The organism is Pacificibacter sp. (assembly GCF_039769035.1).
Lineage (GTDB): Bacteria > Pseudomonadota > Alphaproteobacteria > Rhodobacterales > Rhodobacteraceae > Celeribacter.
Window position 1 is genome coordinate 1 of record NZ_JBDMZG010000041.1, and the last position, 11,289, is coordinate 11,289.

General features: G+C 54.1%; 10 protein-coding genes. 6 read left to right on the top strand and 4 right to left on the bottom strand.

Translation table 11 applies throughout. The features are described from left to right. The first annotated feature begins 592 nt into the window (after nt 1-592). Nucleotides 593-1,561, top strand: coding sequence for a quinone oxidoreductase (locus ABF287_RS04205; RefSeq protein ID WP_347183774.1), 969 nt, complete (start codon nt 593-595; stop codon nt 1,559-1,561). A 117-nt stretch (nt 1,562-1,678) separates the two neighbouring features. Next, nucleotides 1,679-4,102 carry an excinuclease ABC subunit UvrA gene (uvrA, locus tag ABF287_RS04210; protein WP_347183775.1) on the top strand — a complete coding sequence of 808 codons (2,424 nt, stop codon included), beginning with the start codon at nt 1,679-1,681 and terminating at the stop codon, nt 4,100-4,102. 132 nt (nt 4,103-4,234) lie between these two features. On the opposite strand, the gene ABF287_RS04215 is transcribed toward uvrA, so the two are convergent. From ABF287_RS04215 to ABF287_RS04225, 3 genes are read right to left on the bottom strand one after another with little or no spacing between them, the layout of a single operon-like run. Continuing rightward, entirely contained in the window at nt 4,235-4,420 is a 186-nt protein-coding gene (locus ABF287_RS04215; RefSeq protein WP_197470896.1) for a hypothetical protein, read from the bottom strand. A 38-nt stretch (nt 4,421-4,458) separates the two neighbouring features. Continuing rightward, nucleotides 4,459-5,364 carry a bestrophin family ion channel gene (locus tag ABF287_RS04220; protein WP_067267093.1) on the bottom strand — a complete coding sequence of 302 codons (906 nt, stop codon included), beginning with the start codon at nt 5,362-5,364 and terminating at the stop codon, nt 4,459-4,461. Next, nucleotides 5,361-6,272, bottom strand: coding sequence for a LysR family transcriptional regulator (locus ABF287_RS04225; protein WP_093994364.1), 912 nt, complete (start codon nt 6,270-6,272; stop codon nt 5,361-5,363). Before ABF287_RS04225 ends, ABF287_RS04220 begins: the two co-directional genes overlap by 4 nt. A 173-nt stretch (nt 6,273-6,445) precedes the next feature. On the opposite strand from ABF287_RS04225, the gene ABF287_RS04230 reads away from it, so the two are divergent. From ABF287_RS04230 to ABF287_RS04245, 4 genes are all read left to right on the top strand, one after another. After that, the gene (locus tag ABF287_RS04230; protein ID WP_347183776.1) at nt 6,446-7,564 is read left to right on the top strand and encodes an S-(hydroxymethyl)glutathione dehydrogenase/class III alcohol dehydrogenase; all 1,119 of its coding nucleotides are present in this window, start codon (nt 6,446-6,448) and stop codon (nt 7,562-7,564) included. Nucleotides 7,565-7,634: 70 nt separating this feature from the next. After that, nucleotides 7,635-8,468 (top strand): S-formylglutathione hydrolase, encoded by an 834-nt coding sequence (gene fghA, locus ABF287_RS04235; RefSeq protein WP_211096254.1) that lies wholly within the window; start codon nt 7,635-7,637, stop codon nt 8,466-8,468. A 31-nt stretch (nt 8,469-8,499) separates the two neighbouring features. Further along, nucleotides 8,500-8,997: a GreA/GreB family elongation factor gene (locus ABF287_RS04240; RefSeq protein WP_067267097.1), complete on the top strand. Its 498-nt coding sequence runs from the start codon at nt 8,500-8,502 to the stop codon at nt 8,995-8,997. A 70-nt stretch (nt 8,998-9,067) separates the two neighbouring features. Then, nucleotides 9,068-9,805 (top strand): hypothetical protein, encoded by a 738-nt coding sequence (locus ABF287_RS04245; protein ID WP_102888866.1) that lies wholly within the window; start codon nt 9,068-9,070, stop codon nt 9,803-9,805. Nucleotides 9,806-9,811: 6 nt separating this feature from the next. Here the strand turns inward: ABF287_RS04245 and ABF287_RS04250 are convergent, their stop codons facing one another. Then, nucleotides 9,812-10,786, bottom strand: a complete 975-nt coding sequence (locus tag ABF287_RS04250) for an NAD(P)H-binding protein (RefSeq protein WP_093994361.1) — start codon at nt 10,784-10,786, stop codon at nt 9,812-9,814. Between the last annotated feature and the right edge of the window lie 503 nt (nt 10,787-11,289).

Below are 11,289 nucleotides of genomic sequence, written 5' to 3' on the forward strand. Positions count from 1 at the left end.
ACCGTCAGGCTGAGAGGTATGCCTTAGAAGATCACTTCTGAGACTTTTGCACTGCGGTCGTTGGTCCAAGACGCAGCGAACGGCAAGAAAGAGCCCTCACTGTAAATTCAGATTTTGTGCTGCGTGCGCTCGCAGCGCGGAAATTGCTGCAACAGCGTGATTTTCTACGCTGCAGAGCGGCGGGAGAACCGGTCATTCGTGCGATCCGCGGCGAGAACAATGCGCGCAAGGATCAAGTTGTGGACGAACCCGCCGCTCATGGCAATTGCTGGAAAGGCCGCTTCTCGCCCTTATAGGCTTTGAGATCACTCAAACTCTAGGATACCAAATTTGGGCCGTGTTGCGCTGTCCCAAGCGCGCTGGTCTAAGGGAGCTGCACGATAGGCTTTCCAAAGGTTGAATGCCATTAATCTACAACTTCATGGAATAAGTAACAAAGCGAGTTCGCGGACGAATTGGGCAGCTTCGTCGGCGTTAGGGAGACGAAACTCGCGCATACCCGTCCGCCAGATTGACGACATAGCCTACCTAGTAGATGCGTGACCCGCTCGTTACAGATTAGTGCTAACAACCCCAACTGGAAAGCGAACTCATGAAAGCGATCAAGTTTCACAAAACCGGCGGACCGGAAGTTATGCAATATGAGGACATCACTTTGGATGCACCGGGACCTGGCGAGGTGCGATTACGCCACACTGCGATTGGGGTCAATTATCTTGATACCTACTATAGATCCGGTGCCTATCCACTGCCTTTGCCCAGCGGTTTGGGATCCGAGGCAGCCGGAGTTGTGGAGGCCGTTGGCGAGGGCGTCACGACGTTAAAAGTGGGGGACAGGGTTGCCTATGGTGCGGGGCCGATTGGGTCTTATTCACAAGCCCGGAACATGCCTGCCAATAGGCTTTCAAAACTGCCAGATACGATTTCGGATGAAACGGCGGCCGCCATGATGCTTAAGGGTATGACGGTGCGCTATTTGTTGCGCGAAACCTACAAGGTCAAAGCAGGTGAAACCATTTTGTGGCACGCGGTTGCTGGTGGCGTTGGTCTGATTGCCGTTCAATGGGCAAAACATCTAGGCGTTCGGGTCATCGGCACAACGTCGCCTGAAAAAGCAGCGCTTGCCAAATCCATGGGCTGCGACGAGGTCATAAATTACACCTCGGAAAATGTAGCCGAGCGGGTGCGTGAGCTAACAGATGGCAAAGGTGTGCCCGTGGTTTACGATGGTGTCGGTCAGGCAACGCTTAATGCTTCACTCGACAGTCTCAGCCCGTTTGGCCTACTGGTCAACTTTGGCTCTGCATCCGGTCCGGTAACAGGTTTTGACACGGGTATTCTGGCGGCAAAAGGTTCGCTCTATCTGACGCGTCCAGGGCTGAATACATATGTTGACTCTGATGAGGCGTTGCAGGCCAACGTGGCTGATCTGTTTGATGTTGTCGGGTCGGGCGCTGTTAGGATTGAGGTCAACCAGACCTATCCGCTGGCCGATGCTGTCAAGGCGCATCAGGATTTGGAAGGCCGCAAAACAACTGGTTCAACAATATTGTTACCCTAACGAGAAGAGGATTTAGCAATCGCCCCAACTAAACCCAAGGACGTCCCGTGCGACCCTGACCACTGTATTCAGGTCCGGGGTGCGCGTGTCCACAATCTGAAAAACATCGACGTTGATTTGCCGCGCAATGCGCTTGTCGTCTTTACTGGTATCTCCGGGTCTGGAAAGTCGTCGCTTGCGTTCGGAACCCTGTTTGCGGAATCGCAACGCCGCTATCTTGATTCAGTGTCGCCCTATGCGCGCCGGTTGATTGATCAGGTCGGCGAACCGGATGTCGATGCGATTGACGGACTTCCGCCAGCGGTCGCACTTCAACAACAACGCGGCGCGCCGTCCACCAGATCATCAGTGGGCAGCGTCACGACGATTTCCAACGGTCTTCGCATGCTTTATTCGCGGGCGGGGGAATATCCGTCTGGTCAGCAGATACTCTATGCGGATGCGTTCTCGCCAAACACACCGGAAGGGGCCTGTCCGCGCTGCCATGGTATCGGCCGCGTGTTTGACGTGACGGAAAAGCTGCTGGTGCCCGATGATACAAAAACCATCCGCGAGCGTGCTATTGCAGCGTGGCCTCCCGCATGGGGCGGGCAGAATCTGCGCGATATTCTTGTGTCACTTGGACACGATATAGACACCCCGTGGAAGGACCTGCCCAAAGAATCCCGCGACTGGATCCTGTTTACTGACGAAACACCCGTTGAGCCAGTCTATGCAGGTTTCAATCCTGATGAGACGCGCATCGCGCGGGCGCGAAACCTGACGCCGAGTTATATGGGAACATTTTCCAGTGCGCAGCGCTATGTTTTAAACTCGTTTGCGACAACGCAAAGCCACCGCACCAAGAAACGCGTCTCGCAGTTCATGCAAATTTCCGAGTGCCCGGATTGTGAGGGCAAGAAGCTGAAACGCGAGTCACTGTCGGTGAAATTTGCTGGGCTGGATATCGGTGAATTGTCGCAACTGACGTTAAGCGATCTTGCCGCGCGGCTGCGCGACGCTGCCTCAGCAAAACCGCACGCGGGCGATTTGCATCCGGAAAAGGCGATTGTGGCGCAGCGGATTGCCAGCGATATTCTGGCCCGTGTCGAGGCGCTTACCAATCTCGGCCTTGGCTACCTGTCGCTAGAGCGCAGCACACCAACCTTGTCTCCGGGCGAATTACAGCGTCTGCGACTGGCCACGCAAATCCGCTCGCAACTGTTCGGTGTGATCTACGTCTTGGATGAGCCTTCGGCAGGGCTGCACCCGGCCGATACCCAAGCATTGCTGCGCGCGCTGGATGAACTCAAAGGCGCTGGTAATTCGCTGTTCGTCGTTGAACATGATGACAATGTCATCCGACATGCCGACTGGATTGTTGACATTGGGCCGGACGCCGGAACACATGGCGGCGAAGTTGTCTATAATGGCCCATTGGACGGCCTGCGCGAGGTCAAGGCATCGCACACTGGGCGCTATTTATTCTCGCCCGATGTCGCTGCGGACCACACACCGCGACACCCAATAGGCTGGCTAAAGCTGGCAGGGATCACGCGAAACAATCTGAACGGTCTAGACGTTGAGTTGCCGCTTGGCATTTTGACGACGGTGACTGGTGTGTCGGGGTCGGGCAAATCGAGCCTTGTCAGTCAGGCGCTTGTCGAGCTCGTTGGGGAAGCATTGGGGCAACAAAAGCCCGTTGAAGTCCCCAGCGGTGAAACCGAATTGTTGGAACGAGATTTAGAGACGGCCACCGGCGGGCGGATCGTTGATGGCATGGCGCATATCCGGCGTTTGGTCACAGTTGATCAAAAGCCGATTGGCCGGACGCCACGATCCAACCTTGCCACATATACCGGATTGTTTGATCACGTTCGCAAGTTGTTCGCGGCGACGCAGATGGCCAAGGCGCGCCGCTATAGTGTAGGGCGTTTTTCGTTCAATGTTGCTAAAGGGCGTTGTCCGAACTGCGAAGGGGCGGGTTTAGTTAGCGTTGAACTGCTTTTCCTTCCCAGCGTCTACACGCCGTGCCCGGTGTGTCAGGGTCAACGTTACAACGCCAAGACACTTGAGGTTACTTACCGCGATAAGAATATTGCCGAAGTACTGGACCTGACTGTTGACGCAGCACACGGGTTTTTTACTGACGAACCTGCTGTTTTGCGGGCGCTCGATGCATTGCTACAGGTTGGCCTTGGCTATCTACGGTTGGGTCAGCCCGCGACCGAGCTTTCGGGCGGTGAAGCACAGCGGATCAAACTTGCCACCGAACTGCAACGCGCGCAGCGAAGTGACACGCTTTATGTTCTCGACGAACCAACCACCGGCCTGCATCCAGCAGACGTAACGCTGCTGATGGCACAGCTGAATGGGCTAGTCGACGCAGGCAATTCGGTCATCATGGTTGAACACAATATGCTGGTTGCGCGCAACAGCGACTGGGTCATCGACGTAGGCCCTGGCGCTGGTAAGAAGGGTGGCGCTATCGTCGCGCAAGGCCCGCCTATGGTTGTCGCAAAGTCAAAGACCAGCCGAACCGCGCCGTTTTTGTTTCCCTAACGTAAGCTGGAACACAGGCCGATATTTTAGCACGTGTGCGGGGTGCTTTGTGTTTGGGTCAGCCAAGTTGTGTAGCGCTACGAGGGCAACAGGGATGCGAAATTTTCGCCTCCGTTGCCCAAGGCTAGTGGCTTACGATCCTTGAGGCCACACGAAGCTGGGCTGAAGACCTTCGAACACTTCTCGTCCATCGTCCGGCTTTGCAACGCCGGCTGCGGGGTCGAAAAACGCGTGATAGCTTGCCGCAGGAAAACCCGCATCATAGCCCATCAGATTGGGCACGATCGCCCTGATCCGATTTTGTTTGTCGTTCAGCATGATCGGCGTGCCAAGCGGTATGAGGGGCCTTCGTGCATCTAAGATAAAACATGGTTTGTGGCGCTCAATGCAGTGGGCGGGGGACGATCCAGCGCTTCTGACACAGAAATCTCAATTGTCCGGCACAGCGCATCAAGCGGCAACCCGTTCTGAACATTGCGAAACGGCAGTTCCAACTCGTTGGTCACTGCCTGCAGGCCAAAAAACACATAGGCCACGACGGCGGCAAATATTGGGGCAAACCAGCTTGTTGATTCTATCAAAGCGAAGGGCAGCAACCAACAGTAAAGATAGGTCGTTCGGCGTACCAAAAGGGAATACACAAACGGCAGCGGCGTGGTCACGATACGTTCACATCCGGCTTGCGCGAGCGCCAGCGAGGACAGAGTTTGTGAGATGGTCATTTGACCAAAACCACTGATGGCATCACGTTCAATCAACTTGCCAATTTGGTCAGCCATGGACCGCAGTGCAGCATCTGCCGGATTCTTCCGCGCAATCATTGCGTCAGCTTTTTCTTTACCAATCCAGGCGATGATATCAGCGCGCGCATCAACGCTGCGCAAAAATCCACGGTGAAGATGGGCAAAAGCGACCGCACAAGAAAGTATATTCTCACGGTCTGCCCCCTTGCCGACAAACACGCACATATGCCGCCCCAGATTGCGCACATCAGCAATCATTGATCCCCAAAGTTTGCGCGCCTCCCACCAGCGATCGTACGCAGCGTTATTGCGAAACCCGAGGAACAGCGACAGGGCGACGCCGAAGATGCTCATCGCGCCGATCGAGATATGCGGCAGGGTGACGACATGCTGATCCAAAAGTAAGACGATCACCGACAGCACCGCGACGCCGATGATCCTGCCCATGATTTTCGGCACGACGGATCCTTGCATGACAAAGAACAACTGCAATGAGGATGGGTGTTCCCTGACGATCATTTGGTTTCCCCAATTGTTTTTGGCATCAAATCTTCTGTTGTTTCCAGCCCCTCGCTCAGATGTTCCAGCAACAAACGAACCTTGGGTGAGAGGTGGCGGTTGTGCGGATAGATCGCCCAAATGCCGTCATCCGGGGCGCGATAATTGTCGAGCACCGGCACCAGCCGACCCGCCTCAAGTTCAGCCTGAACATAGTAATCCGGCAACTGCACAATACCGATACCCTTCAGCGCTGCATCGACCAGAGACCAGCCACTGTTGCAGCGAAGATTGCCTTTGACCCGGATGTGGCGAGGCTTGCTCTTTTCCTCAAACCGCCAGTAGTCCAACGTGCCTTGCAGGCAATTGTGCTGGTCCAATTCGGACAGCGCATAAGGCACGCCATGTGCGGCAAGGTAGTCGGGCGAGGCGCAGACATAGTGGGTGCGCGACGACAGCCGTTTGGCCATCATCGTGCTGTCCTCGAGTTCGCCCAGACGGATCGCCAGATCATAACACTCCGCAACAAGATCAAGCATCTGATTGGACAACGTCAGATTGACTTCCAGCTCCGGATAGCGGGCGACAAATTCATTCACCAAAGGCGCAATCCGCTTCTCACCGAACGTAACGGGTGCGGTCAGGTTGAGCCTTCCCTTGGGGGTCTGATGCAGGTCGGTGATAGCGCGTTCCGCCTCGGCTAGGCCGTCAAGCACCTGACGGCAGTGATTGTAATAAATTTGCCCGGTATCCGTGATCGAGACCTTTCGGGTCGTGCGATAGAACAACTTAACGCCCAACCGCGTTTCCAGCGCGCCGATTTGACGGCTGACCTGTGCGGTGGAAATGCCCAAACGGTTGGCGGCCGCAGTAAAGCTCTCAGTCTCAGCGACCGAGACAAATTCTGAAACCCCTTCCCAGTTGAACATTCGTGCTTCCTTTTCACCGTCAATGCAGTCAACGATTGTTACTGTTTCGTAATAGTGAATTGCTGAAATCCTGAATTATCAATCTAACGGCAATAGTATAAACACTCAATTATAAATCGTCGCGCCCGCAAATATTCACCCACCAAAAAGAAAAGTGAGTTCTGATGACCGGAATAATCAAATCCAAAGCCGCCGTAGCATGGGCTGTTAACCAGCCGCTCTCGATCGAAGAGATTGACGTGATGCCGCCGCAAAAAGGCGAAGTACGTGTGCGTATCGTCGCCACAGGCGTTTGTCATACCGATGCCTTTACACTGTCCGGCGATGATCCTGAGGGTCTATTTCCCGTCGTGCTTGGCCATGAAGGTGGCGGCATTGTCGAATCCATCGGCGAAGGTGTTACCAGCGTAGCCGTGGGCGATCATGTGATCCCGCTCTACACACCTGAATGCGGCGAGTGTAAATTCTGCAAATCTGGCAAAACCAACCTTTGCCAAAAGATCCGCGAAACCCAAGGCAAAGGCCTGATGCCCGATGGCACTAGCCGGTTCTACAAAGACGGCAAACCGATCTTGCATTACATGGGTTGCTCGACCTTCTCAGAATACACTGTCTTGCCCGAAATCTCGCTAGCCAAAGTAAACCCTGAGGCACCGCTTGAAGAGGTTTGCTTGCTCGGTTGTGGCGTCACCACCGGCATGGGTGCCGTGATGAACACCGCGAAGGTCGAAGAAGGCGCAACTGTTGCGATTTTCGGCATGGGCGGTATCGGGTTGTCGGCTGTCATTGGGGCCGCCATGGCCAAGGCGAGCCGGATCATCGTGGTCGACATCAACGAGAGCAAATTCGATCTAGCCCGCAAGCTCGGCGCGACGGATTTCATCAACCCCAAAGACCACGACAAGCCAATTCAGGATGTGATTGTCGAGCTGACCGATGGCGGTGTTGACTATTCGTTCGAATGTATCGGCAACGTCAATGTCATGCGTTCCGCGCTTGAATGTTGCCACAAGGGCTGGGGCGAATCCGTGGTGATCGGCGTTGCCGGTGCTGGTCAGGAAATCTCCACCCGTCCCTTCCAATTGGTCACAGGCCGTGTCTGGCGCGGGTCTGCTTTTGGCGGCGTTAAGGGCCGTTCCGAGCTGCCCGATTACGTCGAACGCTACATGAAGGGCGAGTTTAAGCTGAATGATTTCATCACCCACACGATGGGTCTTGAGGACATCAACAAGGCGTTTGAATTGATGCACGAAGGCAAAAGCATTCGCACCGTCATTCACTTCGACAAATAAACCAACAGAAACAAAGCGGTCGCGCCCAATGTGGCGCGGCCCATATCCAAGCAAAGGGTGCAGAATGTCACTGGAAATTACGAGTGTTAACAAAAGCTTCTGCGGCTGGACCAAACATTATACGCACCGTTCAACCGCACTGAACTGCGACATGCGGTTCGCGATCTATTTGCCGCCCCAGACGGCAAATGGCCAGAAGGTTCCGGTCCTGTACTGGCTGTCTGGGCTAACGTGTACGGACGAGAATTTTATGCAAAAGGCCGGTGCTCAACGTATCGCAGCAGAGCTTGGCGTTGCGATTGTCGCCCCCGATACCAGCCCGCGTGGTGTGGGTGTCGCTGATGATGATGGCTATGATCTGGGTCAGGGGGCTGGATTTTACGTCAACGCAACGCAGGCCCCTTGGAACCGTCACTACCAAATGTACGACTATGTGATGAATGAACTGCCACAACTGATCGAGGCCACATTCCCGGTCAGCGACAAGCGCTCTGTCTTTGGCCATTCGATGGGTGGCCATGGCGCGCTGGTTCTAGCGCTTCGCAATCCTGACACCTTCCAATCTGCTTCAGCGTTTAGCCCGATTGGCAATCCAGTCGATTGTTCGTGGGGCCAAAAGGCCTTTGCAGCATATCTGGGAAAGGACAAAGGCGCATGGGCTGATTATGATGCCAGCCTACTGATGCGAAAAGCAAAAGGGGCCGTTCCTGTGCTTGTGGATCAGGGCGAAGCCGACGACTTTCTTGAAGAGCAGTTGAAACCAGAGACACTGGAAGCATCAGCAAAAGAAAGCGGCTATCCGTTGAAGCTGAACCGACGCGAAGGCTATGATCACAGCTACTATTTCATTGCCAGCTTCGTTGAGGATCACCTACGGTTCCACGCAAAGCACTTGGCCACATAGCGACGAGCCGCCAAACATTGGGGAAATTGTCATGAGCAAAGCGTTTACAAAAGAAGACGATGGCACCGAGAATGTTCACCTGGATGATCTGCCACAAAGTCCACATCCAAACTTGGTGACCCCGTCGGGTCTTGCTGCGCTAAACGGCCGACTTGGCGCTCGCCAGTCGGATCTGGCAAAACTGCGCGAGAAAGCTGAAGAAATCGACAGAAAACTTGCCATTGCTGTGGCTCAACGTGACATCCGCTTTCTTGAAGCGCGCATCAGCCGTGCGATCCTCGTTGATCCGAAAAGCCATTCCCCCCGGATCGTCGCATTTGGCGCAGAGATCGAAGTCATTACTGAAGACGACAGCCGCCAGAGTTTTCGAATTGTCGGCGAGGATGAGGCCGACCCTACGCATGGCCTGATTGCCCCATATTCGCCGCTTGGGGTTGCGCTGATGGGCGCACAGATCGGCGACACGGTTGAATGGCAAAAGCCCACCGGAATCGTCGATCTTGAGATCGTTGCGATCCGGTATGAGTAGGGAGCACCGGATGAACTGTCGCGCCGAGAGGCCCAAACTGCGCAATTGTCGCGCCTAAAAGGAATTTAGAATGAACTCCATAGCATTGATCGGGCTTTCGCTTGCATCGGTTGTATTCCTTAGCCTTGTCCATGTGCTTGCTGATCTACTGCGGTGGAAACACCAAATGCCTCAGAAGTACTGGCTGTCGTTCGCTGACGGCATCTCCATCAGTTATGTCTTTCTTGGCCTCCTGCCCAAGATCGTTGATGGGACGCTTGCCTTTCCAGAATCCCTTGGACCTATGGCGGAGATCCTGAAACACAGTCCGTTTCTGCCGCTCCTGATCGGTCTCGTCGCGTTCTATGGAATGGAACGTTTGGTTGAAAAACCCGTCGAAGGAAGTGGTTCTCATAATACGACGGAAACAACCGGGTTGAGGGTCTGGATACATCTTGCATCTTACGCGTTTTACAAAGCAATCATCGGCTATCTTATCGTCCAGATGAACGATCCGGTCGCAATTGTCATTTTTGTACTTTCGATGGCGGTTCATTTCCTGGTTGTGGATTACCGGATGATGGAAATCCACAAAGGGGTCTATCAGCGCATTGGACGGTGGGCCCTAACTGTCGCCATTCTTGCCGGTTGGGTGATCGGTGCCACGACCGTTATTTCACCAATCGTGGTCACACTTTTGCTGTCGTTTCTCGCCGGTGGTATTGTGTTGGTTGTGCTCGAAGAGGAGTTTTCGCGCGAACACCCATCGTCATTTCCTGCGTTTGTGGCAGCGGTCACCGTTTATACCGTGGTGCAGATTTCGATTTAGCGCAGCTTAAGACTTGGCGGCATCTTTCATGGCATCGGTGCCTTTTTTCCAAAGGTTGCCTTGCCATAACTCTTCAAGGCCGGTTTCGCCACTGACCCCTTTGGTGGTCAGATAGTCGTAATAAGACGTCGGTTTGTGGCCCGTAAGGTTGTAAAAATCGGGGCTGCACCGCGTGTAAAATCCGTTGGTCAGGTATTCAAAGAATTCGGCCCGCGTCGCGCCAAAGTCCGCTTCGAAATCGACCATGGATTGGGCACGGTACTCAACGTCTTTGCCCATGGCACGACCCAAATCAGCGGCTATTTCGGACATGGATTGCGGTGCCGGGCCTGTGATGTCGTAAAATTTGTTCGCGTGCCTGTCTGGCCCCTCAGTTAGGGCAACAGCTGCAGCTTCGGCAATATCGCGGGTGGCCACGAAGGAATTGCGCATGTCGCCCAGCGGGTTTGAGAACCAGCCTTCGCGATCAATCATCTCGCAATCAGTTTTAAGAAGATGGTTCATGAAGAAATTGTTGCGCAAGGCAGTGACGTTCAACCCTTCGTCAATCAACGCCTTTTCGCCCCACCAGTAGTGTTGCAGCATGAGCGGAATTCCAGCGCCCTTACGTGAAGCATGCTGATCCGCGACATAGGATGCAGTATTCGTATCCGCCCCCATGCAGCTTATCCGCACCACATGTTCGACCTGATCGTGACGCTTTCCCAGCTCTTTGCTGAATGCAAGATGCTGTTGAAGCATTGGATCAAGGGACGCAGAGTAGACGGCGTTCACACCTTCAAGCGCGGCCTCCCAGGTTTCCGGATCGGAAAGGTCGAACTTAACGACTTCATCTGCCCCCAGGGCCATTAGACTGTCGGCTTTGTTCTCGCTAAAATAACAGGCGCGTACCGTGATGGCCGCGTCCAAGGCCAGACGAGCCACTAGTTCTTTGCCAATTCGGCCCGTTGCCGAGGTAATCAGGACAGTTTGCGAGGTCATTTGGATCGCTTTCAGACATGGGATTTTCTACTAACCTGTCCTGATAGATGCGAACAATCAACCGACCTTGTTACATCTACCAATGCCTGCGAAAGCCTTGGAGGCAGACGCAGTCAAATCAATTTCATTAAATTGAATTTCATCTGCGAGATATTGCGTAAGCGCGGTTCTTATGTTGGGTTCCTCGGTCGCTGGCGCAGCAAGAAATTTCTGCAAGGGCATCCGGCAACTTCGTCCGCGCCTCGATTGTAGAAACCGTGCGCAACGAAAGAGCTGTCTAAAATTCACCTGTCTACGCGGGTTTCAATGGCTGCTTCGTTGACGTGCGCTGCATTGCAGCAAAAGCTCTGCTGCAAGTGCGAGTAAATGCTGCGTCAGCGAGATTGGGAAATCCTATGTCGGCTTGGTCCGCACTCCGGCCATAAACAATAGTCCAAGCGAACGTCCACTTCATTTAGTTCCTGTCCAGTCTTGCGTCTTTTGGAGTGTTGAACAGTGTGTTA

Coding starts and splice junctions, on each gene's coding strand:
- ABF287_RS04220 (WP_067267093.1), bottom strand. CDS start 5,364: ATGATCGTCAGGGAACACCCATCCTCATTGCAGTTGTTCTTTGTCATG.
- ABF287_RS04250 (WP_093994361.1), bottom strand. CDS start 10,786: ATGACCTCGCAAACTGTCCTGATTACCTCGGCAACGGGCCGAATTGGC.
- ABF287_RS04245 (WP_102888866.1), top strand. CDS start 9,068: ATGAACTCCATAGCATTGATCGGGCTTTCGCTTGCATCGGTTGTATTC.
- ABF287_RS04215 (WP_197470896.1), bottom strand. CDS start 4,420: ATGCTGAACGACAAACAAAATCGGATCAGGGCGATCGTGCCCAATCTG.
- ABF287_RS04240 (WP_067267097.1), top strand. CDS start 8,500: ATGAGCAAAGCGTTTACAAAAGAAGACGATGGCACCGAGAATGTTCAC.
- ABF287_RS04205 (WP_347183774.1), top strand. CDS start 593: ATGAAAGCGATCAAGTTTCACAAAACCGGCGGACCGGAAGTTATGCAA.
- ABF287_RS04225 (WP_093994364.1), bottom strand. CDS start 6,272: ATGTTCAACTGGGAAGGGGTTTCAGAATTTGTCTCGGTCGCTGAGACT.